Genomic DNA, 25,922 nt, shown 5'->3' on the forward strand with positions numbered 1-25,922 from the left:
GGAGGAGGAAAGGACTGGAGGGGGAGGGAAGGGCGAAGGGGAAGGAGAGGGGGAAAGGCGAGGGAGGAAGGGCGAGGCATGGGACGTGCGACGCCGGCAGCGGATGACGCCCGGGCAGGGGAGGCGTGGCGCCGGGACCGGATCGGCAGCGCACTGCGGGGTGACAATCCCACGGTGCTGCGGAGACTGGAAGCGGGGTTCGCCGTCATCGGGGACGTCCAGTTCCTGCCGGGGTACTCGCTGCTCCTGGTGGACGACCCCGCGGTGCGGCGGCTCTCCGAGTTGCCGAGGAGCAGGAGGCTGGCCTTCTTGTCCGGTATGGACCGGCTCGGCGAGGCCGTCGAACGGGCCTGTGCGCGGCTGGACCCGGCCTTCCGGCGGGTCAACCTGGAGATCCTGGGGAACACCGAGCCCTTTCTGCACGCCCACGTCTGGCCGCGGTTCGACTGGGAGCCCCCCGACCTGGTGGGCCGGCCGGTGTGGCTGTACCCGCGGGAGCGATGGACCGACGGGCGGTACGCGCTCGGCCCGCGGCACGACCCGCTCCGGGCGGCGATCGCGGGGGAACTGGACCGCCTGACACCGTGACCGGATGCCGTGGCAGAGCGTGCCGCGGTGATCACCGGGTCTCCTCGCCTCGTCGGCGAGCGCCGGGTTCCGGACGAGTCGCTCGCCGGGTTGGTCAGGGTCCCCTGGACCGGGCTGCTGAAGTGGACGCGGCGGTGCGGGGGCAGAGGTTCGGGCGTCGGCTCGCGGAGGCGGTGGAGGCACGGCTCCGTGAGGCGGGGCGAAGTGGTGTCCGACTTGCCGTGCCGGACGCCGATCCGAAGGGGCTCGCGTTCTGCTCGGCCCTCGGGTGGGAGGCGCGAGGCGATCGACCGGCGGGGCGACCCGGAACGCCCCTCCTTGCACGCGGTGTTGCGCAGGTCGCCCGCCGGGTGACGTCCGGGCGGGTAACTGCGCTGTGTTGTAAGGGGGTTGGTGCTTCGGCCGGTCGTCCGGATAGCGGATCCGCAGTAACGGCTTTCGGAAACGAACACGTAAAGTCTTGACGGCGCTCTGTCAAACAGGGGCCTGGGGATGTCAGTCTCTCCTCGCTCGCCGCAACCCTGTGCCCCACATGTGGCCTCCCCCCACGAGGCCCGTCCTGCGCCTCGAAACCCGAGGCCGGCGAAGAAGGAGACCGAGTGAGACTGCAGTCCCGCGTCACCCGCACTCCCCGCACCACCGCTCTGCGCGCCGCCGCTCTGATCGGCTCGGCCGCGATGGTCGTGCTGGCGGTCCAGAACGGCCCCGCCACCGCGGTCCCCGAGCAGGCGAACGGCGCCGCCGCCCTCCCCGTGAACGCCTCCGCCCGAGCCGCCGCCATCGCCTCGGCCCAGGACGCCGCTCCGGCCGCCGCCCGCCGGCTCGGCCTGGGTGCCCGGGAGAAGCTCGTCGTGCGCGACGTCGTCAAGGACCGCGACGGCACGGTCCACACCCGCTACGAGCGCACCTACGCCGGTCTGCCCGTACTCGGCGGCGACCTCGTCACCCACGTCACCGGGAACGGCACCCTGAAGGGCGTCAGCAAGGCGACGCGGGCCCGGATATCGGTGCCGTCGACCGAGGCCGCCGTGTCCGTCGCGGGCGTGAAGAAGTCCGCGCTCGCCGCCGCGGCGGCGGACGGCGCCACGGCCGGGGACGCCGGTGTCGCCTCCGCCCGCAAGGTCGTCTGGGCCGCCGGCGCCAAGCCGGTCCTCGCCTACGAGTCGGTCGTCAAGGGCCTGCGGCACGACGGCACCCCGAGCGAGCTGCACGTCATCACCGACGCCACCAGCGGCAAGGAGCTGTTCTCCTACGAGGCCGTCGAGACCGGCGCCGGCACCAGCCAGTACAGCGGCACCGTGCAGCTGGGCACCACCGCCTCCGCCTCCGGCGGCTACGACCTGGTCGACTCGGGTCGCGGCGGCCACCGGACGTACGACCTGAACGGCGGCACGTCCGGCACCGGCACCCTCTTCCACGACGCCGACGACGCCTGGGGCGACGGCACGCCGGTCAACCGGCAGACCGCCGCCGTGGACGCCGCCTACGGCGCCCAGGTCACCTGGGACTTCTACCAGAACGCGCTGGGCCGCAACGGCATCCGCAACGACGGCAAGGCCGCCTACTCCCGCGTCCACTACGGCGACGCCTACGTCAACGCCTTCTGGTCCGACCAGTGCTTCTGCATGACGTACGGCGACGGCGCGAACAACCTCAAGCCGCTCACCTCGCTCGACGTCGCCGGCCACGAGATGAGCCACGGCCTGACCGCGTCCACCGCCGGCCTGCGCTACAACCGGGAGTCCGGCGGCCTGAACGAGGCCACCTCCGACATCTTCGGCACCTCGGTGGAGTTCTTCGCCAACAACTCCTCCGACGTCGGCGACTACCTCATCGGCGAGAAGATCGACATCCGGGGCAACGGCACCCCGCTGCGTTACATGGACCGGCCCAGCCGGGACGGCAACTCCGCCGACTACTGGTCGCGCTCGGTCGGCCGGCTCGACGTGCACTACTCGTCCGGGCCCGCCAACCACTTCTTCTACCTGCTGAGCGAGGGCAGCGGCGCGAAGACCGTCAACGGAGTCTCCTACAACTCCCCGACGTACGACGGCTCCACGGTCACCGGCATCGGGAGGGCCAAGGCCTACCAGATCTGGTACAAGGCCCTGAGTACCTACTTCACCTCGTCGACCGACTACGCGGACGCCCGCGTCGGTACCCTGCAGGCGGCCGCCGACCTCTACGGCTCCGGCAGCGCGGAGTACACCGCGGTGGCGGCGGCCTGGAAGGCCGTCAACGTCAACTGACGCCGCCACCTCGGCAGCGCCGTGGGCCGGGCCGTCCGTTCCCTACGGGCGGTCCGGCTTTCCCTCGCCGTACAGCCAGTCCTCCCAGAGCGACGTGAAGTCCTCGTCCGGGAAGGCCTTCTCCACGTACGCCGTGAAGTCGTCGGTGCCGGCGTTGCCGTGCCGGTGCTCGGCCGCCCAGCCCTGGACGAGGTCGTAGAACGCGTCGTCGCCGACCGTCCGGCGGATCCGGTGCAGCACCATCGCGCCGCGCTGGTAGACGGGCTCGCCGGAGATGTCCGAGGCGGTCGGCGGCTCGGCGGGCGGGAAGTCCCAGAGGTCCTCGAACACCTCGTCGCCGTGGCGCCCGTGCTCGTACAGCTCGGTGAAGATCTCCTCCGCGTCGTCGCCGCCGTGGTCCTCCTCCCACAGCCACTCCGCGTAGGTCGCGAAGCCCTCGTTGAGCCACATGTCCCGCCAGGACTCAGGGCTGACCGAGTCGCCGTACCACTGGTGGGCCAGCTCGTGGACCAGGAGTTCCACGGTGGGCGGGCCGGGGAAGACCGGGCGGTTCTGGGTCTCCAGGGCGTAACCGGCGTCGCCCGGGCGGTCGACGATCGCGCCGGTGGAGGAGAAGGGGTAGGGGCCGAAGTTCTCCGTCGCCCAGTCGACGACCTCGGGGAGCCGGCCGAGGACGTCCCGGCTCGCCTCGTCGACCTCCGGGTCGACGGCCGTGTACACCGGCAGCCCGTCCTCGGTGGTGGACTCGCTGACCCGGTAGCGCCCGATGGCGAGAGTGGCGAGATAGCCCGCCATCGGTTCTCCGGTGTGCCAGGTGAAGACGGTCCGCCCACCGCTCTCCCGGCGTTCCGTCAACTCCCCGTTCGACACGGCCGTCAGGCCCTCGGGCACGGTGACGGCGAGATCGTACGTCGCCTTGTCGGACGGGTGGTGGTTGCCCGGGAACCACGCCATGGAGCCCGTCGGTTCGCCGAGCGCCAGCGCGCCCTCGGCGGTGGGCAGCCAGCCCTCCTCGGAACCGTCGGGGTCGGTGAGGGTGCGCGGCCGGCCCGAGTAGCGGACGGTGACCTCGAAGGTCTCCCCGGCGGTGAGTTCGTCCTGCGGCCGGACGGTCAGTTCCTGCCCGTCGCGGCTGGTGCGCGCCGGGCGCCCCTCGACGGTGACCCCCGCCACGTCCAGGCCCGCCAGGTCCAGGTCGAAGGCGGACAGGGCCTGGGTGGCGCGTGCGGTGATGACGGCCGTGCCGGTCAGGCGGGTGGTGGCCGGGTCGTAGGAGAGGGTCAGGCCGTAGTGGGAGACGTCGTATCCGCCGTTGCCCGCCCGCGGGAAGTACGGGTCGCGCACGCCGGGGGCGCCGGGACGCGCCGAGTCGCCGCCGCTGCCACCGCCGCTGCCGCTGTCGCAGGCGGTCAGGGCGAGGGCCAGGGAGAGCAGAGCGGCCACGGGCGCGAGCCGTGCGGATCTGGACATGTCAGTGATCTTAGGGTTGTGGGGGTACGTCGTGGCCGGGTGTGCGGGCTCGGGGCGCGTCGGGGGCGGGTCGTGGCCGGTACGGAGGGTGGCGCCGCCGCGTGACACCATCACGTACGTGCTCGACATCGGCTACGCCCTCTCCAACCGCTTCCCGGACCCGCCGCAGACGGACTACCGCCGCGCGGACGTCCACACCCTGCGGCATGACCTGTTCTGCGGGGACGTCTACCTCGCCGACACCGAGAAGGACCGGGAGCTGTCCACAGCCTGGGGATGGGTGCCGGTGCTGGACTTCGCGTGGGCACTGTGCGACATCGTGGAGCGCGTGGACCGGGACCCGGCGGGTTCCCGCGCCTCGCGCCCCCAGCGCGCGGAGCTGGACTTCACCGAGTCCACCGACCGCATGCTCTTCGAGCGCCGCTTCGGCTGGGTGGACGTCGAGGCCGACTGGATGCCGGCCGAGGAACCGCCGCTGACCTTCTCCCATGCCGAGCTGCGCCGCGAGGCCCGGGACTTCCTGCACGACCTGCTGGCCGATCTGATCGACCTGCACGAGGATCTGGGCGACAACCCGGCGATCTGGACGCTCCAGGCCCGCTTTCCCCGCGTGGGCTGACTCCCCGCCGGGCGGGGGCGGAGCCGGCCCCCGGGTGCCGACTCGCCTCGTCGTGCGATCACCGGGTTGCGCGACGAGAATGAACGGGGTACGGCGTGAGGAGGTGACGACATGTCGCAGACGGCGCCGGTGATACCCGAGTGGCATGTGTCCGGAGACTGGTTCGACACCTGCAAGTGCGCCATCCCGTGCCCGTGCTCGTTCGCCCAGCCGCCCACCTACGGTGACTGCGAGGGCGTGCTGGCCTGGCATGTACGGGAGGGAAACTACGGGGACGTCCCCCTGGACGGGCTCAACGTGCTGATGGTGGCCTCGTTCGTCGGGAACGTCTGGGGAGAGCACTCGGACGCGTACGGGGCGGTCTTCCTCGACGAGCGGGCGGACGACGCGCAGCGCGAAGCCCTTCAGATGATCTTCGGCGGGCAGGCGGGCAGCTGGCCCACGCAGATGTTCACCATGTTCGCGGCCGAGATGCGGGGGATGGAGGTCGCCCCCATCCGGTTCGAGGCCGACGACGACCTCGGCGGCTGGCGGGTCACCGTGCCCGGCAAGGTCGAGGCGAGCGCCGAGGCGCTGACCGGGCCGACCACGCCGGAGGGTGCCCGGGTGCAGACGGTGAACCTGCCCGGCTCGGAGACGGGCCCCGGCCAGGTGGCGACCTGGGGCCGCGCCACCGCCGACCGGGTGGACGCCTTCGGCTTCCGGTGGGGCCGGGAGGGCAAGTCCAGCAAGCACATCACCTTCGACTGGAGCGGCCCGGACTGAGGGTGGTGACGGCACGCGACCAGGGACGGGGCGGACCGTTCCGTCCCGGACCGCGGGACCGTCGTGCCCCGGACCGGCCGGGCCGGCCGCACGGTCCCGGACCGCGACAGACGGCAAGCGGAACGGCGCCCCGGCCGAACGGGGCCGTCCGGAGCGACTGCCGACCACCGTGCCGACCGCCGGCCCGACTGCCGACCGCCGGCCCGCATGACGTCCGCGGGGACGTCCGAGGGACCGGCGGTGCGGCAGCCGGGTTCCGGGAATCGTGTCGCTCGGCGACGGACCGCCCGGACTCGTTCTCAGACGTTGACGCCGAAGTCCTGGGCGATGCCGACCAGGCCGGAGGCGTAGCCCTGGCCGACCGCGCGGAACTTCCACTCGGCGCCGTTGCGGTACAGCTCGCCGAAGACCATGGCCGTCTCCGTGGCCGCGTCCTCGGAGAGGTCGTAGCGGGCGATCTCGGCGCCGCCGGCCTGGTTGACGATGCGGATGTAGGCGTTGCGGACCTGGCCGAAGTTCTGCGAGCGGTTCTCCGCGTCGTAGATCGAGACCGGGAAGACGATCTTCTCGATGTCGGCGGGGAGGGCGGCGAGGTTGACGTTGATCGCCTCGTCGTCGCCGGCGCCCTCGCCGGTGCGGTTGTCGCCGGTGTGGACGATGGAGCTGTCCGGCGTCTGCTTGTTGTTGAAGAAGACGAAGTGGGCGTCGGAGTAGACCTTGCCCTGGGAGTTGACCGCGATCGCGGAGGCGTCGAGGTCGAAGTCCGTCCCGGTGGTGGTGCGGACGTCCCAGCCGAGGCCCACGGTGACGGCGGTCAGGCCCGGAGCCTCCTTGGTGAGCGAGACGTTGCCACCCTTGGACAGGCTTACAGCCATTGTTGGGAGTCCCTTCCCTCGGTGCGTTACGGCAAGAAGCTACTACCTCTATGAACGCGGCGAGGGGTGCGGGAGGTTCCAGCTCGCTTTACTTTCTTTACCCACGGATATTCGCGTGACGTGAACCGGACAGAGCCGGGAACATGGACGGCATGTCCGGTCCCTATCCCATCCGCGGCTCGGTCGCCCTTCCCGAGGCCGAGCTCATGTGGCGTTTCTCCCGGTCGTCGGGGCCGGGCGGCCAGCACGTCAACACCAGCGACTCCCAGGTGGAGCTGCGCTTCGACCTCGCCCGCACCGAGGCGCTGCCCGAGGTGTGGAAGCGGCGCGCGCTGGACCGGCTGGCCGGCCGGCTCGTCGGCGGCGTCGTCACCGTACGGGCCTCCGAGCACCGGTCCCAGTGGCGCAACCGTGAGGCCGCCGCGGTACGCCTGGCCGCGCTCCTGGCCGAGGCCACCGCGCCCCCTCCCAAGCCGCGCAGACCCACCCGCATCCCGCGCGGCATCAACGAACGCCGGCTCCGGGAGAAGAAGCAGCGCTCCGAGACGAAACGGGGGCGCTCCGCGCGGGACTGGGGTTAGAGACCGATGCCGGTGAAGTCGCCGGCATCGGGGTGAGCGCCCTCCGGCGGAGTTCCGCGGCGCCGGCTGACGTGGAGGTGGAGGTGGGTGGGTTCACCCCAACTGCCGGTACCGCCCCCGGAAGTACACCAGCGGGCCGCCCTCCACGCCCGGCAGGTGGGTGGCCCGCACGCGGCCGATCACCAGGGTGTGGTCGCCCGCCGTGACCCGCTGTTCGGTGCTGCACTCCAGGGCGGCGAGCGCGCCGCCCACCAGGGGCGCGCCGGACACCTCGCCCCGGGTCCAGGCGATGTCCTCGAACAGCAGCCGGTCGCTGATCCGCCCCTTCATCGCGAACCGGCCCGCGATGTGGCGCTGGTTCTGGGCGAGGACCGACACCGCCCACCGGGGCTGCTCGTCGAGCAGGTCGTCCATGCGGGAGCCGGTGCGCAGGCTGACCATGACCAGCGGCGGCTCCAGGGAGACCGAGACGAAGGAGGTGGCCGTCATGCCGATGTCCTCGCCGGGCGGCGCGTCCGGGTCGTCGGGGTCCAGCGACGGCTCCTGCGCGGTCACCAGGACCACGCCGCCGGCAAGCCGGGACATGGCGGCCCGGAACGCGTCGTCGCTCACCCCCTCAGCATGCCCGGCGCGGGCGGCGGGTGACGGGGAAGGCGCGGTGGAAGAAGTCGTCAGCACCCTGGGAACGCTAGTGTCCGTCGTCGGCGGCGCACATCGGACCCCCGCCCGAGACGGGGCCGAGGAAGGTGGGCGAAGAGTCCTAGGACCGTGGTCCGAGCGGGGTGCCGCATACTCGGTCGGGCGCCTTCGGTAAACGCGCGGGGAATTGCGGGGAAGGTGCGGGAGAAGCGCAAGAGGCGGAGAAGTGGCAGGCACGGCCGGTTCTGAAGACGTAGAAAGCGCGGAATCTCCACGCAATTGTTCACGTTTCGCTGTGACTTGAGTCACAAGGGGCAGGAATTGTTGACCCTGTGTACCGAGTGGGGAGCGCGCTGTGATTCAGTGGCGGAGACGCTGCACCGGACACCACCGAGAAGATAGCGCCGAAGACAACCCTTGATTCGCTGCGAAGTCTCGGGGGGAGGGCGAGCATGGAGACCGAGTCGGAGCCGTACGTCCGCCTTGCGTCCCTGCGACAGCTGCATCAGGTCATGGCCGACATGAACACGGCCCGCAGCCTGGCGGACACCTTGCAGACGGTCGCCGACGGCGTGGTCACCGCGCTCGGCTACGAACTGGCCTGCGTCAACCTGGTGCGCCCCGACGGCGACCTCGTCGTCGCCGCGCTCTCCGGCAACCCCGCGGCCGAGGCGCTGATCACCGGCCGGGTCGGATCCCGCGAGTCCTGGGAGCGGCGGCTGAACATGGGCGAGCACTGGGGCGGCCTGGTGTTCATACCGCACACCGAGGGCTGGGTCCTCGACGACGACGACGTCCCCCAGTGGTACACCGACGGGCCCGCCCCCCGCTTCGAGGACGAGTGGCACCCCAGCGACCGCCTGTTCGCCCCGATGTACACGCCGGCCGTGCCGGGCGGCTCCGGCGGCGAGCTGATAGGCGTCCTGTCCGTGGACCGGCCGCGCAACGGACGGCTGCCCGGCGCCTGGGGCCGCGAGGCGCTGCAGATGTACGCGTTCCAGGCGGCCATCGCGATCAGCAACGCGCGGCTGCGCGCCAACATGCAGCGGGCCCTGGTCCGGCTGGAGCGCGAGCAGCAGGCGCTGCGCGCCAGCGAGGAGTCGTTCCGGCAGGCCTTCGAGTACGCCCCCTCCGGCATGGCGATAGCCGAGATGGGCGGCGACCAGCACGGGCGCATACTCCGCACCAACGACGCCCTGTGCCGGCTGCTCGGCCGCCCGGCCTCCGTGATGCGCCGCTACTCCTTCTCCGACCTCGTACACCCCGAGGACATAGGCACCCTGCTGCGCACCTCCGCGGAGGGCGGCCGCGCGGAACTCCGCCTGGGCCGCCGGGACGGCACCTACGTCTGGGTGTCCCTGCGCAACTCGGTCGTCGCCGACGCCGCCGACGGCCCCCGCTTCCTCCTCACCCACGTCGAGGACATCGAGGAGCGCAAGCGCCGCGAGCTGCAGCTCGCCCACCGTGCCTCGCACGACTCCCTGACCGGCCTGCCGAACTCCGCCGAACTGCGCTCCCGCCTCGCCGCCCGCCTCTGCCGGCGCCCGCAGTCCGCGCACCCGGCCGCCGTGGACGCCTACGACTCCCACGACCCCGTGCACGGGCAGGCCGCGCACGACGCCAACGGCCACGGCTTCGACTTCCGGCCCGGCGGCTTCGACACCTACGACGCCTTCGACCACCACGTGCACACCGTGGCGCCCGAGGAGGGCCGCGACGACGGCACCAAGGGCCTCGCGGTGCTCTTCTGCGACCTCGACGGCTTCAAGTCGATCAACGACCGGTTCGGGCACAACGCGGGTGACGCCGTCCTCATCGAGGTGGCCCGGCGGCTGTCCGACGGCGTGCGCGACGGCGACACCGTGGCCCGGCTCGGCGGCGACGAGTTCGTGATCCTCGCCGACGGCCTCGGCCGCGCCGACGCCCAGGACCTCGCCGTACGCCTGCGCAACGAGATCATCCAGCCGATCCGCGCCGAGGGCCGGGCGGTCCGGGTGGGCGCCAGTTTCGGCATCGGGTGGGCGCACTGCGGCATGACCGCGGACGAAGTCCTCAAGTCAGCCGACGAACGTATGTACGTCGAGAAACGATCTCGTCCCAAACAGCACAGACGTGCGGGATAAGGCGCAGGTCAGCGAGTTGGTGCGATCCGAGTCACCCGTTTGGGCCCCAGGGAACGGGTAGGCTCGCAGTTCGCCACCCTTATTTCAGACCTGGATCGCACGCTTCAGAACGGCACCGCATCCGCCCCGCACTGTTGAGGAGTACGAAGGGATGACGCCCGGCAACAACGGCGCGAGCACGCCCGAGGACGACGACCCGTTCGGCTACCTCTACGCCGACGGACAGGCCAACGGAGCCCAGCCGCCCTCCGGCGGCTACGGCTACCCGAACTCGGTGAGCAGGGTGCGTGCCGTCGGCGAGCGCCAGTACGGCCAGCCGCAGTACGGCGGGCAGTCGACCGTGCCCCAGCAGCAGCAGCCGTACGGCCAGCCGCAGGGCGCCTACGGCCAGCCGAACCCGCACTACGCGGCACCGGAGAGCCTTCCCGGCGGCGCGCCCGTCCGGCAGCAGCCGGCGCCCGCCGGCGGCGGTGGCGGCCGGGGCGGCGGGCCCAACACCAAGGGGCTGCTGATCGGCGCGGTCGCGGTGGTCGCGGCGGTGGTCGTCGGCATCGCCGTCGCCATGTCGCAGGGCGACACCGGTGACGAGAGCAAGGGCGGTGACCAGCCGACGGCCTCGGCGTCCGCCTCCCCGAGCCCCACACCCAGCGAGTCCAGCACCAGCGAGGCCACCGAGGTCGAGCTGCCGACCATCGACGCCAAGGCCCTGCGCCTCGGCGGCACCGCCAACATCGCCTCCGACATCCCGGGCGCCCAGTCCGAGGGCGGCGTCTACGTCGGCAACCTCAACCAGGTCGGCAACTCGGTGACCTGGACGGTGAACGGGATCCCGGAGGAGGGGGCGTACACCCTCTTCAGCCGTTTCAGCACGGTCGGTGAGGACCAGGAGATGACCCTCACCGTGAACGGCAAGCCCTTCGGCAGCAAGATCAACTACGGCAACTTCACGCACACGTCGGACGGCGACTTCTCCAAGGGCTGGACCCAGACCTACACCTGGCCCACCCTCGCCAAGGGCACCAACACCATCACCGTCTCCTGCGAGCAGGGCGACAAGTGCAACGTCCTCCTCGACCAGTTCTGGCTGAAGAAGGGCCAGGTGAAGGGTTAGCCCCTCGGTGGGTCAGCGCGCCTGGGCGGCGCTCGCCTCCCCCGTCACCGACACCCGGTTCACCAGCGCCTCGTAGTCCCGCCGGTCGAAGTCGCCGGCGGTGGGGGAGAGGACCGTGGCGGCGGAGAGGGCCACCGCGTGGGCGAGGCGGTCGGGCCAGGGGCGGTGGGTGACCAGGCCGGCCAGGAGGGCGGCGGAGACCGCGTCACCGGCGCCGGTGGGGTTGCCGCGCACCCGGGCCGGCGGAGTGGCCCGCCAGCGGCCCTCCGGGGTCGCCGCGACCAGGCCGGACGCGCCCAGCGTGGCCACCACGGAGTGCGCCCCGCGCCGCCGGGCGTCCTGCGAGGCGCGCGTCGGCTCGTGGAAGCCGGTCAGTTCGGCCAGTTCGTCCGCGTTCGGCTTGACGATGTCCGGGCGGGCGGCGACGGCCCGCCGCAGCGCCTCACCGCCGGTGTCCAGCAGCACCGGCACCCCCGCGGCGCGCGCGGTGCGGATCAGGCTCGCGTACGCCCCCACCGGTACCCCCGGCGGCAGGCTCCCGCACAGGGCCACCGCGTCCGCGCCGGCCACCAGCGCCTCGTACGACCGCTGGAAGGCGGACCACTCGGCGGGCCGGACCATCGGACCCGGCTCGTTGAACCGGGTGCTGTCACCGGTGCGTTCGTCGGTGACGCAGACCGTGCGGCGGGTCGCACCGGCCACCGGGAGCAGGGCGTCCGTCAGCCCGGGGAGGGTCCTCAGCCCCTCGCGGACCATCTCGCCGGTGGCGCCGCCCGCGAAGCCGGTGACCGTCACCGGCCGGCCGAGCGCCGCCAGCACCCGCGCCACGTTCAGCCCCTTGCCGCCGGGCCGCTCGCAGACCTCCGAGACCCGGTGCGAGGTGTGCGGTCGCAGGGACCGCACGCGGTAGGTGATGTCGAGAGCGGTGTTCAGCGTGACCGTGAGGATCACCGGGCCGACCTCCCCCGATTGCGTGTGTTGCCGTCAGTCCTGTGCCGCTTCCCGGAGCTCGCGGGCGATCCCCGGGGGACACGATCATGCCAAACGGACGGCGGCCGGCGCAGTCCCGGCGCCGGTCACCATCTCGCAACGAACGGACTTCTCAGGCCAGTCGGGGATCCACCACCCACGTGCCGCGCCGCATCACGCCCCGCACGTCGAAGTTCTCGTCGAGCAGCACCAGGTCGGCGTCCTTGCCGGGCTCCAGCGAGCCGATCCGGTCGGCCATGCCCAGGAGCCGGGCCGGGTTGACGGACAGGGCGGTCACGGCGTCCTCGACCGACAGCCCGTCCACGGTCACCGCCCGCTTGAAGGCGCGGTCCAGGGTCAGCGTCGAGCCCGCGATGGCCCCGCCCTCCACCAGCCGCGCGACGCCGTCGGCGACCTCCACCGCCAGCGGGCCGAGCTTGTAGAGGCCGTCGCCGAAGCCGGCCGCGTCCATCGCGTCGGTGATGAAGGCGACACGGCCCGGGCCCGCGTGGTGGAACGCCAGTTGCAGGGCGGCCGGGTGCAGATGCGTGCCGTCGTTGATCAGCTCGACGGTGATCCGCTCGTCCTCCAGGAGGGCGGCGATCGGGCCGGGGGCCCGGTGGCCGAGGGCGGGCATCGCGTTGAAGAGGTGGGTGGCGACGGTCGCGCCCGCGTCGATGGCCTCGCGGGTCTGCTCGTACGTCGCGTCCGTGTGGCCGATCGCCGCGATCACGCCGCGCTCGGCCAGCAGCCGCACCGAGTCGACGCCGCCGGGCAGCTCGGTGGCCAGGGTGACCATCTTCGCGTGGCCGCGCGCGGCGTCGATCAGCCTGCGCACCTCCGCCGGGTCCGGGTCGCGCAGCAGTGCCTCGGAGTGGGCCCCCTTGCGGCAGGGGGAGATGAACGGCCCCTCGAAGTGGATGCCCGCGATGTCGCCCTGCTCGGCCAGTTCGGACAGGAGTCCGGCGCGCCGGGTCAGGAAGTCCATGTCACCGGTGACGGTGGAGGCGACGAGGGTGGTGGTGCCGTGCCGGCGGTGGGTGTCGATGCCGGTGAGGACGTCCTCGACCGTTCCGGAGGTGAAGGAGGCGCCGCCGCCGCCGTGGTTGTGGAGGTCGACGAAGCCGGGGACCAGCCAGCCGGTGAGGTTGACGACCTGTGCCTCGGGGGACGGTTCGGCGACGATGCGGGTGCCCTCAATGGCGACGCGGCCGCCGTGGACCACGCCGGTGGGGAGGACGACTTCGGCGCCGGAGAGCACCAGAGGGGTGCCGGCCGGAGCGGGGTGCGGGTGGGTGGTCGCTTCTCGCGCTCCGCGGCGGAGCCGCACGTCGGCGCTGTCCCGCGTCCCTGAGGGGGTTGCCATCAGGCCGGTTCCTCCTGAGTCCGAGTGGTGGTGAGCAGATCCCAGGCCATCAGGCCCGCGCCCAGGCATCCCGCCGCGTCGCCCAGAGCCGCCGGGACGATCGCCGGCAGCTTCTGGAAGGTGATCCGCCGCCGGACGGCCTCCCGCAGCGGTGTGAACAAGGTTTCCCCCGCCTCGGCGAGGCCGCCACCGATGACGAGGGTGCGGGGGTCCAGCAGGGTGAGGGCGGTGACCAGGCCGTCGGCGAGGGCGTCGACCGCCTCCTGCCAGACCCGGACGGCGTTCGGGTCGCCGGACGCGACGGCCCCGGCGCAGTCGGCCGCGTCCGCCTCCGGGTTCCCGCTCGCCGCCGCCCACGCCTCGGTGACGGCGGCGGCGGACGCGTAGCGCTCCAGGCAGCCGTGCTGCCCGCAGGGGCAGGCGGGGCCGCCGTGCCGTACGACGATGTGCCCGATCTCGCCCGCGAAACCGTGCGCGCCCGCCTCGACCCGGCCGTCGACGCCGATGGCGCCCGCGATGCCGGTGCCCAGGGCGACGAAGAGGAACCGGTCGGCGTCCCGGGCCGCGCCGACGCGGCCCTCCGCCAGACCGCCGGTGCGCACGTCGTGGCCCAGGGCGACCGGGACGCCGCCGAGGCGGTCGGCGAGCAGGGCGCGCAGGGGTACGTCGCGCCAGCCGAGGTTGGCCGAGTAGGCGGCGATGCCGCCGGGCTCGTCGACGATGCCGGGGACGGCGACGCCGGCGGCGGCCGCGGGCCCGCCGAGGTGCTCGGCGCCGTACTGCCGCAGCTCGGCGGCGAAGTCGAGGATGCCGGCGACGACCGCGTCCGGGCCGCGCTCGCGCCCGGTGGCCCGGCGGGCCTGGTGCAGCAGAGCGCCGTCCGGCCCCGCCAGGGCGGCCTTCATCCCGGTGCCGCCCACGTCGAGGGCGATGACATGTCTCACGGGGGACAGTGTGGCCCCACTACCCTCAAGAGGTCTAGTCCACTTGCGTGGTGTAGACCTGAATCCTTGTGGTGTAGACCTCAATCCGGTATTCGGATGGTGGTCCAGACGACCCAGTCGCGGGACATCGCGGAACAAAGCGGAATATGTCGTACAACTCGGGAGTGACAGTGCAGCGGCGCGCATGGCGTACGGGAGTGATCGCGGTGGGGGCCGCGCTGGGGATGACGGGAGCCGTCGCCGGCTGCGGGCTCGGCGGCGGCTCGGACGAGGTGACGCTGCGGCTGGTCGCCGCCGACTACGGCGACAGCGCGGCCAACACCTCCGAGAAGTACTGGAGCGAGCTGGTCCAGCGCTACGAGGAGAAGCACCCCGACGTGCACGTCGAGGTCACCGTCTACTCGTGGAACGACGTCGACCGCAAGGTCAAGGAGATGGTCGACGCGGGCGAGGCGCCCGACATGGCGCAGATCGGCGCGTACTCCGACTACGCGGCCGCGGACAAGCTCTACAAGGCCGGCGACGTGCTCTCCATCCCCGTCCAGGCCGACTTCGTCTCCCAGCTGTCCAAGGCCGGCGAGGTCAACGGCGTCCAGTACGGCATGCCGTTCGCCGCGTCGACCCGCGTGCTGTTCTACAACAAGTCCCTCTTCACCAAGGCCGGCATCAAGCCGCCCACCACCTGGGCCGAGCTAGCCTCCGACGCCGAGGCGCTGAAGGAGGAGGGCGTGAAGTACCCGTTCGCGCTGCCGCTCGGGCCGGAGGAGGCGCAGGCCGAGACCATGCAGTGGCTGCTCAGCGGCGGGGGCGGCTACACCTCGATGGTCGGCGGCTACACCCTCGACTCCACCGAGAACGTCGCCACCTTCGGCTGGCTGAAGAACGAGCTGGTCGGCAAGGGGCTGACCGGTCCCGTCCCGCCCGGCAAGCTGAACCGCGCCGACGCCTTCGCGGCGTTCGCCGACGGGGACGTCGGCATGCTCAACGGGCATCCGTCGCTGATGAAGGCCGCCTCGGCGAAGGGCGTGAAGTACGGCATGGTGCCGATGCCCGGCAAGGACGGCGCGAGCAAGTCCACGATGGGCGTCGCCGACTGGATGATGGCGTTCAAGCAGAACGGGCACGCCGACGAGATAGGCGACTTCCTCAACTTCGTCTACAGCGAGGAGAACGTGCTCGACTTCTCCCGGCGCTACGACCTGCTGCCGGTGACGACGTCCGCGAGCGAGGTCATGGACTCCTCGCCGGAGGACCGGGACCTCAAGCCGTTCCTCGACGAGCTGCCGCTGTCCGAGCTGTACCCCGTCGGGCGCACCTCCTGGGCCGCGGTCAGCGCGGTGGTGAAGCAGCGGATCGGCGCCGCGGTGGCACCGGTCGGCAACCCGGCCTCCGTCCTCGGCGAGCTGCAGACCAAGGCGATCACGGCGGACAGCAAGGTGTCGGACTGAACCGCTGGGTTACGGTCGGGGCATGGAGCAACGGGAGCGGGCGATTCTCGGCCTGGAGCGGCGCGGCTTCTCCGGGCCCGGCGCGAAGGAGCGGGCGATCCGCGAGGAGCTGGGACTGTCGCCGGTGCGCTACTACCAGCTGCTGAACGCGCTCCTGGACGACCCCGAGGCGCTGGCCGAGGACCCGGTGACCGTCAACCGGCTGCGCAGGGTGCGCGAGGCCCGCCGCTCGGAGCGGTGACACCGCTAGGGTCGTCGTATGGGAACCCACGAGACGCACTCCACGGAACCCCTTCCCGCTCCGCGCACCCCCGCCGGCCGGGACGCGCTCGAAACGATCCTGCGCAAGCCCGGCGAGACCCTGGTCGCCCTCGACTTCGACGGGACGCTCGCGCCCATCGTCGAGGACCCGGAGCGGGCGCGGGCGCACGCCGACGCCGTGCCCGCGCTGGCCGCCCTCGCGCCCCGGGTGGCGTCCGTCGCCGTGGTCACCGGGCGCCCCGCCGAGGTGGCCGTACGGTACGGCGGATTCGCCGGGGTCAGTGGTCTGGACCACCTGGCCGTGCTGGGGCACTACGGCGCCGAACGGTGGGACGCGCGCACCGGCGAGGTGAGCGCGCCGGAGCCGCACCCGGGCGTCGCCGCCGCGCGGGGCGAGCTGCCCGGGCTGCTGGAGCGGTCCGGCCGGTCCGGGCTCTGGGTGGAGGAGAAGGGGCGGGCCGTCGCCGTGCACACCCGCCGGGCCGCGGACCCGCAGGGCGCCTTCGAGGCGCTGCGCGGGCCGCTGGACGCCCTCGCCGCCCGGCACGGACTGGTCCTCGAACCGGGGCGCATGGTCCTTGAGCTGCGCCCGCCCGGCATGGACAAGGGCGTGGCGCTGACGGCGTACGTACGGGAGACCGGCGCCCGGGCCGTCCTCTACGCGGGAGACGACCTCGGTGACCTGCCCGCCTTCGCCGCCGTGGAGGAACTCCGCTCCGAGGGGGTCCCCGGGCTGCTGGTGTGCAGCGGCAGCGCCGAGGTCACCGAGCTGGCGGACCGGGCCGACCTCGTCGTGCCCGGCCCGCAGGGCGTCGTACGGCTGCTGCGGGCGCTGGCCGCTCAGCTCGCCGGCTGAGCCCGCAGCGCGGTCAGCTGGTCCAGGAACCACTGCGCCGGCGGCAGCGCGGTCGCCGCTTCCGCCAAGCGCTTGGAGCGCTCGGCGCGCTCCTCCGGGGACAGGGTGAGCGCCTCGTGCAGGGCGCGGGCGGTGCCCGTCACGTCGTAGGGGTTCACCCCGATCGCGTCCTCGCCCAGCTCCTCGTACGCCCCCGCCTCCCGGGACAGCACCAGGGCGCAGCCGTCGTCGGCCAGCAGCGGCACCTCCTTGGCGACCAGGTTCATGCCGTCCCGGATCGGGTTCACCAGGGCCACGTCGGCGAGCCGGTAGGCGGCCAGGGAGCGCGCGAAGTCGTCCTTGACGTGCAGCACCACCGGGGTCCAGCCGGGGGTTCCGTAGCGGGCGTTGACCTCGTCGGCGACCCGCTGCACCTCGGCCGTGTAGGCGCGGTAGACCTCCAGGTCCTGCCGGGAGGGGTAGGCGAAGGCGACGTGCACCACGCGCTCGCGCCACTCGGGGTGGTCCGCCAGCAGCTGGGCGTAGGCCAGCAGCCCGCGCACGATGTTCTTCGACAGCTCGGTCCGGTCGACCCGGACGACCGTCCTGCGGCCGGGGCCGATCTCCTCGCGCAGGGCCGCCATCCGCTCCGCCACATCGGGCCGGTGGGCTCGCTCGCGCAGGAAGTCGGCGTCCGCGCCGAGCCCGTGCACCCCGATCCGGGTGGTGCCGACGCCGCCGACGACGGCGTCGCAGCACGCGGTGAACGCGTCCGCCCAGCGCCGGGTCAGGAAGCCCAGCCGGTCCGCGCCGAGCATGCCGGTCAGCAGCTGCCGGGCGATGTCGTCGGGCAGCATCCGGAAGTACTCGGGCGGCGCCCAGGGCGTGTGCGAGAAGTGGCCGATCCGCAGGTCGGGGCGCAGCTCGCGCAGCATCCCCGGGACCAGGGTCAGGTGGTAGTCCTGGACGAGCACCGACGCGCCCTCGGCGGCCTCCTCGGCCAGTGCCTCGGCGAAGGCGCGGTTGTACGTCTCGTACGACGCCCACTGCCGCCGGAACTCCGCGTCGAAGACCGGCTCCAGCGGGGTCTGGTACAGCATGTGGTGGACGAACCAGAGCACCGAGTTGGCGATGCCGTTGTAGGCGTCGGCGTGCACGTCGGCCGGGATGTCCAGCATCCGGGTGCCCGGCTCGGCGACCCCGTGCCGCACCGCCTCCCGGTCACCGTCGGACAGGGCCGAGCAGACCCACAGGGCCCCGGCGTCCGAGCCGATGGCGGACAGGCCCGAGACCAGTCCGCCGCCGCCGCGCTTGGCGGTCAGTGATCCGTCCGTCTCCCGTGTGTACGAGACCGGGCCGCGGTTGGAGGCGACCAGGACCTGGGCAGCACCGTGCGTGGAAGCCATACGCCACAACCTAGCCCGCCCGGTAAACGCTCAAACGTACGGTTCCACTCGACCCGTTGTGAACATTGTGTGAAGAGGGGATGATGTGCCGCGCACATGCCATGCGTGGCAAGGAGCGCGTGGCGCGCACGGCCGGGGGTGGGCATTCGTGATCGATTTCCGCAGACGTCTCCTGGGCGACCGCAGAGCCACCGGGCTCGCCGCGCTGTTCGCCGCGTCCGTACTCGCCCTGGCCGGCTGCGAGGGCGGTGACGACGGCGCGGCGGCGGACACGAGCGTCACCCAGGTGGCCGTCACGGACAGCCCCGCCGGCCCCACGCCCGAGCCCTCACCGACCCGCGCGGAGCCCACGCCGCCCCCGACCCCCACCCCGGCTCCCGCCCTCGCCACGCTCGCCGACCACACCGGGCAGGCCGTCGGGAAGGCCGCCGCCGACGCGAAGGCCGCCGGTCTGGCGTACGCCGTGTACCTCCAGGGCACCGGTGCCCCGCTCGGCGGCGGCGGCCGGACCGCCTCCTCCTGGGGCGCGGCCGAGAAGGTCTGCGAGCAGATCGACGATCCCGACGACGCCGCCGCCTCCTTCGACGTGGCCTTCGTCGTCGCGCGGGACGGCCGTGACTGCTCCGGCCGGCTGCTGCACACGCCCACCCCGACCCCGCGGGCGGCGCAGACCTCCGGCGGCTCGTCGGGCGGCTCGTCCGGCGGGTCCTCCGGCGGCACGTCCGGTACCGACAAGAGCTGCGCCATCACCAGCCCCGCCGGGAACTGCTACGCCGACGGCCAGTTCTGCGCCAAGCGGCACCACGGGCTGAGCACCTACGGCAGGGGCGGCGAGTACCTCACCTGCGAGCAGGACTCCTCCGGCACCTGGCGCTGGTCGGACGGGCATCCGGGCTGACGGGTATCCGGGCTGACGGGTATCCGGGCTGACTGTCCGGGCCGACGTGCCCCCGCGCCGACGGGCCGCCCGTCGGCCCGGGGCGCCGCCCGTCACGCCACCTTGCGGGCCGCGTACTCCGCGATCTCCACCATCGGCGGCCGCTCCTCCGTGTCCACGGAGTACGTCCGCGGCTCGAACCCCTCATCGGTGCGCTCGAACTGCGTGAGGGAGGGCCGGACGAGGTGGCCGCGGGCCAGCCGCAGCTGGGCGGTGCGGTAGATGGCCGCCGCCATCCGGCCGAGGGCCTGGCCGTCCTGGTGGCGGTGGATGCGCACCCCCAGGTCGACCTGGGCGAGCGCGTCCAGGCCCACCAGGTGCAGGGCGTCGACCAGCATGCCCAGCTCCACCCCGTAGCCCACCGGGAACGGCAGCTGTTCCAGCAGGGAGCGGCGGGCCGCGTACTCGCCGCCCAGCGGCTGCACGAACCCGGCCAGCTGCGGCCAGTGCATGTTCAGCAGCGGGCGGGCCATCAGCTCGGTGACCCGGCCGCCCTGCCCCGCCGCCCCGGCCAGCGGACGGTCGTACATGCCCTTGACCAGGGCGACACCGGGTTCGGTGAGCAGCGGGCCGACGATGCCGGTGACGAAGTCGGAGGAGAACTCCCTGAGGTCCGCGTCGACGAAGCACACGATGTCCCCGCCGGTCACCAGCAGGGAGCGCCAGAGCACCTCGCCCTTGCCGGGCAGGGCGGGCAGGCGGGGCAGGATGTCGTCGCGGTGGACGACCCGGGCGCCCGCGGCGGCGGCCACCTCGGAGGTGCGGTCGGTCGACCCGGAGTCGACGACCACGATCTCGTCGACGAGCGGGATCTGCTGCATGAGGTCGTGGCGGATCACGGCGACGATGTCGCCGACGGTCTCCTCCTCGTTCAGCGCGGGCAGCACGACGGAGACCGTCTGGCCGGTCGCGCGCTTGGCGGCCAGGACGCGGTGCGGCGGGCGGTCGCTCACGGACCAGGAGCGGGTGGTCAGCCAGCGCTCGACTTCTTCCAGCACGCCTGCGGCTCCTCACGGTGTCTCGGCGGTGTCCGCGGGTGTCTCGCGGTTCGGACGACTATCTCAACTGTCCTGGTCGTCGGTTACAGTCTTGAACAACGCTGATGACCATCGCATGTCGGGGGTTGTTGCGCTTACAACTACATACCGCTCATCCAGAGGGGCAGAGGGATACGGCCCGATGAAGCCCCGGCAACCCTCCAGTCGGTTCCCGTCACGTCGGCGTGGCGAGGCTCCCGGCTAGGGAAGGTGCCAAATCCGTCTCACGGCGAGATGCGTCGTGAGGAAGATGAGGAGAAAGGGCCTCGCCTCACATGGCTGTGCAGACAGTTGCAAACTCCGGCAATCCCACCGTCGACCTCGGTCCCGCCGCGGCCCTGAGCTGTCGCGAGTGCGGTCACCGCGTCCCCCTCGGCCCGGTCTTCGCGTGCCAGGAGTGTTTCGGCCCGCTGGAGATCGCCTACGACTTCTCCTCCTACGACACGGAGGAACTGCGCAAGCGGATCGAGGCCGGACCCGCCAACATCTGGCGCTACGCCCCGCTGCTCCCGGTCCCCGCCGACGTCGCCGACAAGCCCAACCTGAACCCGGGCTGGACCAAGCTGGTCAAGGCCGACAACCTGGCGCGCGAACTGGGCGTCACCGGCGGGCTGTACATCAAGGACGACTCCGGCAACCCGACGCACTCGTTCAAGGACCGCGTGGTCGCACAGGCGCTGGAGGCCGCGCGCGCCTTCGGCTTCACCACCCTGTCGTGCTCCTCCACCGGCAACCTCGCCGGTGCCGTCGGCGCCGCCGCCGCCCGGGCCGGCTTCCGCTCCTGCGTGTTCATCCCGCACGACCTGGAGCAGGGCAAGGTCGTCATGGCCGCGGTCTACGGCGGCGAGCTCGTCGGCATCGAGGGCAACTACGACGACGTGAACCGCTTCTGCTCCGAGCTGATCGGCGACCCGGCCGGCGAGGGCTGGGGCTTCGTCAACGTCAACCTGCGGCCCTACTACGCCGAGGGGTCCAAGACCCTGGCCTACGAGATCTGCGAGCAGCTCGGCTGGCGGCTCCCGGACCAGATCGTCGTCCCCATCGCCTCCGGCTCGCAGCTCACGAAGATCGACAAGGGTCTGCAGGAGCTGATCGGGCTGGGGCTGGTCGAGGACCGGCCGTACAAGATCTTCGGCGCGCAGGCGCTCGGCTGCTCGCCGGTCTCCACCGCGTTCAAGGCCGGCCACGACGTCGTACGCCCGCAGAAGCCGGACACCATCGCCAAGTCCCTGGCGATCGGCAACCCCGCCGACGGGCCGTACGTGCTGGACATCGCGCGCCGGACCGGTGGCGCCGTGGAGGACGTCACCGACGAGCAGGTCGTGGACGCGATCAAGGTGCTGGCCCGGACCGAGGGCATCTTCGCGGAGACCGCCGGCGGTGTGACGGTCGGCGTGACGAGGAAGCTGATCGAGAACGGCGTGCTCGACCCGGCGAAGACCACGGTCGTCCTGAACACCGGAGACGGCCTGAAGACCCTCGACGCGGTGGCCGGCACCGGCCTCACCGCCACCATCCGCCCGAACCTGGACTCCTTCCGAGAGGCTGGCCTCGCATGAGCGTGACCGTTCGCATCCCCACCATCCTGCGCACCTACACCGGTGGGCGGGCCGAGGTGCCGGCCGAGGGCGCGACCCTCGCCGACGTCATCGCCGACCTGGAGAAGAACCACACGGGGATCGCCGCGCGCGTGCTGGACGACCAGGGCAAGCTGCGCCGTTTCGTGAACGTGTACGTGAACGACGACGACGTCCGTTTCGAGCAGGGCCTGGCCACCGCGACCCCCGACGGCGCGGGAGTCTCCATCATTCCGGCGGTCGCCGGCGGCTGATCATTACCTTCGGTAATCACGGTTACCGAGCGTTCATGGAATTGCCTCCTCCGTGAGAGAAACGGAGGGGGCAATTCTATGTGATTGAGCGCGGTAGAGTTGGGGAACGTGGTCCCGGCCGACGAGCCGGGAGCCGCGTGTTTCTGCCGCGCTGCCGTCGAGAAGCAGCCAAAGTGCGCCTTGCATTCGCGGCATTTGTTCCTTTTGTGGGGCCCGACTTGGCCTGAATTCCGCCTATTCGCCCCCTCTTTCCGGGCTTGGTGCGTCCAGATTTCTCGTCCGATTGACCTGTTGCAGACGGCAGTTGGACAGATACATTCAGCCGCGGTCGACGCGTTCCGGCGCACGCCCCCGACGACTGGGGGGTGAGGTCTGACCCGGATCCGCGAAGTGTGGATCTGTGCAAGGGCCAGTAATAGGGGAGTTAGGCATGGCTCAGGGCACCGTCAAGTGGTTCAACGCGGAGAAGGGGTACGGCTTCATCGCGGTCGACGGTGGTGCGGACGTCTTCGTCCACTACAGCGCGATCCAGATGGACGGCTACCGCACCCTGGAAGAGGGCCAGCGGGTCGAGTTCGAGATCTCGCAGGGCCAGAAGGGCCCGCAGGCCGACATGGTTCGCGTCACCGCCTGAACGTCCTTTTCGCCGAAGGGCCCGCACCCGTCCCGGGTGCGGGCCCTTCGTCCTGTCCGTCCCCGGCTGATCCCCGTTCCTCCCCCCTGGAGGCGCTTGCACTCGACGGTGCCGAGTGCTAATCATTGGCGTTAGCACTCTGAAGGTGAGAGTGACAGCGAAGGACCGGGTCGGTGAGGCCCGCAGGCCGGGTGGGGCAAGGAACCACGAGGCCCGCGAGCCGTCCGTCGCGGGCGCGGGCGCGGTCCGAAGGAATCACCCCCAGTCCTGGAGGGACCACTTCACATGGCCAAGATCATCGCGTTCGACGAAGAGGCGCGGCGCGGCCTTGAGCGCGGCATGAACCAGCTCGCGGACGCCGTCAAGGTGACCCTCGGCCCCAAGGGTCGCAACGTCGTCCTGGAGAAGAAGTGGGGCGCCCCCACGATCACCAACGACGGTGTCTCCATCGCCAAGGAGATCGAGCTGGAGGACCCGTACGAGAAGATCGGCGCCGAGCTGGTCAAGGAAGTCGCCAAGAAGACGGACGACGTCGCCGGTGACGGTACGACCACCGCCACCGTCCTCGCCCAGGCGCTGGTCCGCGAGGGTCTGCGCAACGTGGCCGCCGGCGCCAACCCGATGGCCCTCAAGCGGGGTATCGAGAAGGCCGTCGAGGCCGTCTCCGCCGCCCTGCTGGAGCAGGCGAAGGATGTCGAGACCAAGGAGCAGATCGCCTCCACGGCCTCCATCTCCGCCGCCGACACCCAGATCGGCGAGCTGATCGCCGAGGCCATGGACAAGGTCGGCAAGGAAGGCGTCATCACCGTCGAGGAGTCGCAGACCTTCGGTCTGGAGCTCGAGCTCACCGAGGGCATGCGCTTCGACAAGGGCTACATCTCCGCCTACTTCGCGACCGACATGGAGCGTATGGAGGCCGTCCTCGACGACCCGTACATCCTCATCGCGAACTCCAAGATCTCCAACGTCAAGGACCTGCTCCCGCTGCTGGAGAAGGTCATGCAGTCGGGCAAGCCGCTGCTGATCATCGCCGAGGACGTCGAGGGCGAGGCCCTGTCGACCCTGGTCGTGAACAAGATCCGCGGCACCTTCAAGTCCGTCGCGGTCAAGGCCCCGGGCTTCGGCGACCGCCGCAAGGCGATGCTGAACGACATCGCCATCCTCACCGGCGGCGAGGTCATCTCCGAGGAGGTCGGTCTCAAGCTCGAGAACACGAGCCTCGACCTGCTGGGCAAGGCCCGCAAGGTCGTCATCACCAAGGACGAGACCACCATCGTCGACGGCGCCGGCTCCTCCGAGCAGGTGCAGGGCCGCGTGAACCAGATCCGCGCCGAGATCGAGAACAGCGACTCCGACTATGACCGCGAGAAGCTGCAGGAGCGCCTGGCGAAGCTCGCCGGCGGTGTCGCGGTCATCAAGGCCGGCGCCGCCACCGAGGTGGAGCTCAAGGAGCGCAAGCACCGCATCGAGGACGCCGTGCGCAACGCCAAGGCGGCCGTCGAGGAGGGCATCGTCGCCGGTGGTGGCGTGGCCCTGCTGCAGGCCTCCCAGGTCTTCGAGAAGCTGGAGCTGGACGGTGACGAGGCGACCGGCGCCAACGCCGTGAAGCTCGCGCTGGAGGCCCCGCTGAAGCAGATCGCCGTCAACGGTGGTCTCGAGGGCGGCGTCGTCGTGGAGAAGGTCCGCAACCTCCAGGTCGGCCACGGCCTGAACGCCGCGACCGGCGAGTACGTCGACATGATCGCCGAGGGCATCATCGACCCGGCCAAGGTGACGCGCTCCGCGCTGCAGAACGCCGCCTCCATCGCGGCCCTGTTCCTCACCACCGAGGCCGTCATCGCCGACAAGCCGGAGAAGGCCGCGGCCCCGGCCGGCGGCGGCATGCCGGGCGGTGACATGGACTTCTGATCGACCTCAGGGTTGATCGACCGTCCAGCGGACCGAGGGCGGCACTCCTTGCGCGGCAGGGGGTGCCGCCCTCGGGCGTGTCCGGAGTCACAGACGGGGCGGACGGGGAATGCGCGGCGGGGTATCGGCAGTTGCTTCATCAGGTGCAACGATGCGTATGCACATACCAGCTGGTCGATCCGAGGAGTCCCCGTGACCGCCACCACCGCCGAGTCCGCCGCGTCCCGCGCGGCCGAGCTGCTCTCCCGTCCCGTCGAGATCAACGGGATGACCGTCCCGAACCGCATCGTGATGGCGCCGATGACGCGGATGTTCTCCCCGGGCGGTGTCCCCGGTGAGGACGTGCGGTCCTACTACGCCCGCCGGGCCGCCGCCGGGGTCGGGCTGATCGTCACCGAGGGGACCTACGTCGGGCACGAGTCGGCCGGCGACCAGGACCGGGTGCCCCGGTTCCACGGGGAGGAGCAGCTGGCCGGCTGGGCGAAGGTCGCCGACGCGGTGCACGCGGCCGGCGGGAAGATCGTGCCCCAGCTGTGGCACATCGGCATGGTCCGCGAGACCGGCAGGCCCCCCTACGCCGACGCGCCCGCCGTCGGCCCCTCCGGCATCCGCCTCGACGGCACCGAGGGCGCCGGCAAGCCCATGACGAGCGGCGACCTGGACGACGTCGTCGCCGCGTTCGCGCGGGCCGCGGCGGACGCCGCGCGCATCGGCTTCGACGGTGTCGAACTGCACGGCGCCCACGGCTACCTGATCGACCAGTTCCTGTGGGAGCGCACCAACCGCCGCACCGACGGCTACGGCGGCGACCCCGTCGCCCGGACCCGGTTCGCCGCCGAGATCGTGGCCGCCGTGCGCGCCGCCGTCCCGGCCGACTTCCCGGTGGTCTTCCGGTACTCGCAGTGGAAGGCCGACGCCTTCGACGCGAAGCTCGCCGAGACCCCGCAGCAGCTGGAGGCGATCCTCGCGCCGCTCGCCGCGGCCGGCGTCGACGCCTTCCACGCCTCCACCCGCCGCTACTGGCTGCCCGAGTTCGACGGCTCCGACCTCAACCTGGCCGGCTGGACCAGGAAGCTCACCGGCAAGCCGGTCGTCACCGTCGGCTCGGTCGGTCTGAACGGCGACTTCGTGCGGGCCTTCGCCGGCGAGGGCGCGCCGCTCGGCGGCCTCGACAACCTTCTCGACCGGCTGGAGCGCGCCGAGTTCGACCTCGTCGCCGTCGGCCGTGCGCTGCTGCAGGACCCGCGGTGGGCGGAGAAGGTGCTGGCGGGCCGCTTCGACGAGCTGACGCCGTACGACGGTGCGGCGCTGCGCACGCTCAGCTGA

General features: G+C 71.9%; 24 protein-coding genes and 1 riboswitch. Of the genes, 16 read left to right on the forward strand and 8 right to left on the reverse strand.

The features are described 5' to 3' along the window. Positions 1 to 78: 78 nt before the first annotated feature. Together ACSLTV_RS13425 and ACSLTV_RS13430 are read left to right on the forward strand one after the other, a co-directional pair. Positions 79 to 588 carry an HIT family protein gene (locus ACSLTV_RS13425; protein ID WP_432157558.1) on the forward strand — a complete coding sequence of 170 codons (510 nt, stop codon included), beginning with the start codon at positions 79 to 81 and terminating at the stop codon, positions 586 to 588. A 677-nt stretch (positions 589 to 1,265) separates the two neighbouring features. Continuing rightward, the gene (locus ACSLTV_RS13430; protein WP_432138885.1) at positions 1,266 to 2,837 is read left to right on the forward strand and encodes a M4 family metallopeptidase; all 1,572 of its coding nucleotides are present in this window, start codon (positions 1,266 to 1,268) and stop codon (positions 2,835 to 2,837) included. Between the two features lie 42 nt (positions 2,838 to 2,879). On the opposite strand, the gene ACSLTV_RS13435 is transcribed toward ACSLTV_RS13430, so the two are convergent. After that, positions 2,880 to 4,307 (reverse strand): M1 family metallopeptidase, encoded by a 1,428-nt coding sequence (locus ACSLTV_RS13435; protein WP_435612192.1) that lies wholly within the window; start codon positions 4,305 to 4,307, stop codon positions 2,880 to 2,882. Positions 4,308 to 4,425: 118 nt separating this feature from the next. Between ACSLTV_RS13435 and ACSLTV_RS13440 the strand changes: the two genes are divergently transcribed. Then, entirely contained in the window at positions 4,426 to 4,926 is a 501-nt protein-coding gene (locus ACSLTV_RS13440; protein ID WP_432138841.1) for a hypothetical protein, read from the forward strand. A 111-nt stretch (positions 4,927 to 5,037) separates the two neighbouring features. Beyond that, the gene (locus ACSLTV_RS13445) at positions 5,038 to 5,691 is read left to right on the forward strand and encodes a DUF1326 domain-containing protein (protein WP_432138840.1); all 654 of its coding nucleotides are present in this window, start codon (positions 5,038 to 5,040) and stop codon (positions 5,689 to 5,691) included. 299 nt (positions 5,692 to 5,990) lie between these two features. Here ACSLTV_RS13445 and ACSLTV_RS13450 read toward each other — a convergent pair whose 3' ends face one another. Then, positions 5,991 to 6,566 carry a TerD family protein gene (locus tag ACSLTV_RS13450; protein ID WP_432138839.1) on the reverse strand — a complete coding sequence of 192 codons (576 nt, stop codon included), beginning with the start codon at positions 6,564 to 6,566 and terminating at the stop codon, positions 5,991 to 5,993. Positions 6,567 to 6,709: 143 nt separating this feature from the next. Between ACSLTV_RS13450 and arfB the strand changes: the two genes are divergently transcribed. After that, complete coding sequence (gene arfB / locus ACSLTV_RS13455; protein ID WP_432138838.1) at positions 6,710 to 7,147, forward strand: alternative ribosome rescue aminoacyl-tRNA hydrolase ArfB; 438 nt, start codon at positions 6,710 to 6,712, stop codon at positions 7,145 to 7,147. Positions 7,148 to 7,240: 93 nt separating this feature from the next. Here arfB and ACSLTV_RS13460 read toward each other — a convergent pair whose 3' ends face one another. Continuing rightward, positions 7,241 to 7,732: a flavin reductase family protein gene (locus ACSLTV_RS13460; protein WP_432138884.1), complete on the reverse strand. Its 492-nt coding sequence runs from the start codon at positions 7,730 to 7,732 to the stop codon at positions 7,241 to 7,243. 506 nt (positions 7,733 to 8,238) lie between these two features. Here ACSLTV_RS13460 and cdgB point away from each other — a divergent pair. Both cdgB and ACSLTV_RS13470 read left to right on the forward strand, forming a co-directional pair. Continuing rightward, complete coding sequence (gene cdgB, locus ACSLTV_RS13465; RefSeq protein ID WP_432138837.1) at positions 8,239 to 9,909, forward strand: diguanylate cyclase CdgB; 1,671 nt, start codon at positions 8,239 to 8,241, stop codon at positions 9,907 to 9,909. Positions 9,910 to 10,060: 151 nt separating this feature from the next. Beyond that, entirely contained in the window at positions 10,061 to 11,020 is a 960-nt protein-coding gene (locus ACSLTV_RS13470) for a carbohydrate-binding protein (RefSeq protein WP_435612193.1), read from the forward strand. Between the two features lie 12 nt (positions 11,021 to 11,032). Here the strand turns inward: ACSLTV_RS13470 and ACSLTV_RS13475 are convergent, their stop codons facing one another. The 3 genes from ACSLTV_RS13475 to ACSLTV_RS13485 all read right to left on the reverse strand — a co-directional run bounded on the left by ACSLTV_RS13475 (position 11,033) and on the right by ACSLTV_RS13485 (position 14,299). Next, entirely contained in the window at positions 11,033 to 11,971 is a 939-nt protein-coding gene (locus ACSLTV_RS13475) for a 1-phosphofructokinase family hexose kinase (protein WP_432157553.1), read from the reverse strand. Positions 11,972 to 12,122: 151 nt separating this feature from the next. Continuing rightward, positions 12,123 to 13,355 carry an N-acetylglucosamine-6-phosphate deacetylase gene (gene nagA / locus ACSLTV_RS13480; protein ID WP_432138834.1) on the reverse strand — a complete coding sequence of 411 codons (1,233 nt, stop codon included), beginning with the start codon at positions 13,353 to 13,355 and terminating at the stop codon, positions 12,123 to 12,125. Next, entirely contained in the window at positions 13,355 to 14,299 is a 945-nt protein-coding gene (locus ACSLTV_RS13485; RefSeq protein ID WP_432138833.1) for an ROK family protein, read from the reverse strand. The genes nagA and ACSLTV_RS13485 overlap by 1 nt, the downstream gene beginning before the upstream one ends. Positions 14,300 to 14,469: 170 nt before the next feature. On the opposite strand from ACSLTV_RS13485, the gene ACSLTV_RS13490 reads away from it, so the two are divergent. From ACSLTV_RS13490 to otsB, 3 genes are read left to right on the forward strand one after another with little or no spacing between them, the layout of a single operon-like run. Beyond that, positions 14,470 to 15,747 (forward strand): extracellular solute-binding protein, encoded by a 1,278-nt coding sequence (locus tag ACSLTV_RS13490; protein WP_435612241.1) that lies wholly within the window; start codon positions 14,470 to 14,472, stop codon positions 15,745 to 15,747. A 22-nt stretch (positions 15,748 to 15,769) separates the two neighbouring features. After that, positions 15,770 to 15,988, forward strand: a complete 219-nt coding sequence (locus ACSLTV_RS13495) for a DUF3263 domain-containing protein (protein ID WP_432138832.1) — start codon at positions 15,770 to 15,772, stop codon at positions 15,986 to 15,988. Between the two features lie 18 nt (positions 15,989 to 16,006). Next, a complete protein-coding gene (otsB, locus tag ACSLTV_RS13500; RefSeq protein WP_435612194.1) occupies positions 16,007 to 16,864 on the forward strand; it encodes a trehalose-phosphatase in 858 nt (285 codons plus the stop codon). Here otsB and ACSLTV_RS13505 read toward each other — a convergent pair. Beyond that, positions 16,849 to 18,249, reverse strand: coding sequence for an alpha,alpha-trehalose-phosphate synthase (UDP-forming) (locus tag ACSLTV_RS13505; protein ID WP_435612195.1), 1,401 nt, complete (start codon positions 18,247 to 18,249; stop codon positions 16,849 to 16,851). The genes otsB and ACSLTV_RS13505 overlap by 16 nt on opposite strands. Before the next feature lie 148 nt (positions 18,250 to 18,397). On the opposite strand from ACSLTV_RS13505, the gene ACSLTV_RS13510 reads away from it, so the two are divergent. Then, positions 18,398 to 19,147, forward strand: a complete 750-nt coding sequence (locus ACSLTV_RS13510; protein ID WP_432138829.1) for a hypothetical protein — start codon at positions 18,398 to 18,400, stop codon at positions 19,145 to 19,147. 92 nt (positions 19,148 to 19,239) lie between these two features. Here the strand turns inward: ACSLTV_RS13510 and ACSLTV_RS13515 are convergent, their stop codons facing one another. Beyond that, entirely contained in the window at positions 19,240 to 20,184 is a 945-nt protein-coding gene (locus ACSLTV_RS13515; RefSeq protein WP_432138828.1) for a glucosyl-3-phosphoglycerate synthase, read from the reverse strand. Positions 20,185 to 20,332: 148 nt separating this feature from the next. Further along, positions 20,333 to 20,480: riboswitch (SAM riboswitch) on the forward strand. Positions 20,481 to 20,498: 18 nt separating this feature from the next. Between ACSLTV_RS13515 and thrC the strand changes: the two genes are divergently transcribed. The 5 genes from thrC to ACSLTV_RS13540 all read left to right on the forward strand — a co-directional run bounded on the left by thrC (position 20,499) and on the right by ACSLTV_RS13540 (position 25,922). Then, a complete protein-coding gene (thrC, locus tag ACSLTV_RS13520) occupies positions 20,499 to 21,782 on the forward strand; it encodes a threonine synthase (RefSeq protein ID WP_432138827.1) in 1,284 nt (427 codons plus the stop codon). Next, positions 21,779 to 22,054, forward strand: coding sequence for a MoaD/ThiS family protein (locus ACSLTV_RS13525; RefSeq protein WP_432138826.1), 276 nt, complete (start codon positions 21,779 to 21,781; stop codon positions 22,052 to 22,054). The genes thrC and ACSLTV_RS13525 overlap by 4 nt, the downstream gene beginning before the upstream one ends. A 430-nt stretch (positions 22,055 to 22,484) precedes the next feature. After that, positions 22,485 to 22,688, forward strand: a complete 204-nt coding sequence (locus ACSLTV_RS13530) for a cold-shock protein (RefSeq protein WP_004986573.1) — start codon at positions 22,485 to 22,487, stop codon at positions 22,686 to 22,688. A 285-nt stretch (positions 22,689 to 22,973) separates the two neighbouring features. Continuing rightward, positions 22,974 to 24,596 carry a chaperonin GroEL gene (gene groL / locus ACSLTV_RS13535; RefSeq protein WP_432138825.1) on the forward strand — a complete coding sequence of 541 codons (1,623 nt, stop codon included), beginning with the start codon at positions 22,974 to 22,976 and terminating at the stop codon, positions 24,594 to 24,596. 192 nt (positions 24,597 to 24,788) lie between these two features. Continuing rightward, complete coding sequence (locus ACSLTV_RS13540; protein ID WP_432138824.1) at positions 24,789 to 25,922, forward strand: NADH:flavin oxidoreductase; 1,134 nt, start codon at positions 24,789 to 24,791, stop codon at positions 25,920 to 25,922.

It is taken from the genome of Streptomyces sp. bgisy159 (assembly GCF_965341775.1).
GTDB lineage: Bacteria > Actinomycetota > Actinomycetes > Streptomycetales > Streptomycetaceae > Streptomyces.

Excerpts from the sequence above, each read along its gene's own strand:
- ACSLTV_RS13425 (WP_432157558.1), top strand. The coding sequence starts at position 79 with ATGGGACGTGCGACGCCGGCAGCGGATGACGCCCGGGCAGGGGAGGCG.
- ACSLTV_RS13430 (WP_432138885.1), top strand. The coding sequence starts at position 1,266 with ATGGTCGTGCTGGCGGTCCAGAACGGCCCCGCCACCGCGGTCCCCGAG.
- ACSLTV_RS13435 (WP_435612192.1), bottom strand. The coding sequence starts at position 4,307 with ATGTCCAGATCCGCACGGCTCGCGCCCGTGGCCGCTCTGCTCTCCCTG.
- ACSLTV_RS13445 (WP_432138840.1), top strand. The coding sequence starts at position 5,038 with ATGTCGCAGACGGCGCCGGTGATACCCGAGTGGCATGTGTCCGGAGAC.
- ACSLTV_RS13450 (WP_432138839.1), bottom strand. The coding sequence starts at position 6,566 with ATGGCTGTAAGCCTGTCCAAGGGTGGCAACGTCTCGCTCACCAAGGAG.
- arfB (WP_432138838.1), top strand. The coding sequence starts at position 6,710 with ATGGACGGCATGTCCGGTCCCTATCCCATCCGCGGCTCGGTCGCCCTT.
- ACSLTV_RS13460 (WP_432138884.1), bottom strand. The coding sequence starts at position 7,732 with ATGTCCCGGCTTGCCGGCGGCGTGGTCCTGGTGACCGCGCAGGAGCCG.
- cdgB (WP_432138837.1), top strand. The coding sequence starts at position 8,239 with ATGGAGACCGAGTCGGAGCCGTACGTCCGCCTTGCGTCCCTGCGACAG.
- ACSLTV_RS13470 (WP_435612193.1), top strand. The coding sequence starts at position 10,061 with ATGACGCCCGGCAACAACGGCGCGAGCACGCCCGAGGACGACGACCCG.
- nagA (WP_432138834.1), bottom strand. The coding sequence starts at position 13,355 with ATGGCAACCCCCTCAGGGACGCGGGACAGCGCCGACGTGCGGCTCCGC.
- ACSLTV_RS13495 (WP_432138832.1), top strand. The coding sequence starts at position 15,770 with ATGGAGCAACGGGAGCGGGCGATTCTCGGCCTGGAGCGGCGCGGCTTC.
- otsB (WP_435612194.1), top strand. The coding sequence starts at position 16,007 with ATGGGAACCCACGAGACGCACTCCACGGAACCCCTTCCCGCTCCGCGC.
- ACSLTV_RS13505 (WP_435612195.1), bottom strand. The coding sequence starts at position 18,249 with ATGGCTTCCACGCACGGTGCTGCCCAGGTCCTGGTCGCCTCCAACCGC.
- thrC (WP_432138827.1), top strand. The coding sequence starts at position 20,499 with ATGGCTGTGCAGACAGTTGCAAACTCCGGCAATCCCACCGTCGACCTC.
- ACSLTV_RS13525 (WP_432138826.1), top strand. The coding sequence starts at position 21,779 with ATGAGCGTGACCGTTCGCATCCCCACCATCCTGCGCACCTACACCGGT.
- ACSLTV_RS13530 (WP_004986573.1), top strand. The coding sequence starts at position 22,485 with ATGGCTCAGGGCACCGTCAAGTGGTTCAACGCGGAGAAGGGGTACGGC.
- groL (WP_432138825.1), top strand. The coding sequence starts at position 22,974 with ATGGCCAAGATCATCGCGTTCGACGAAGAGGCGCGGCGCGGCCTTGAG.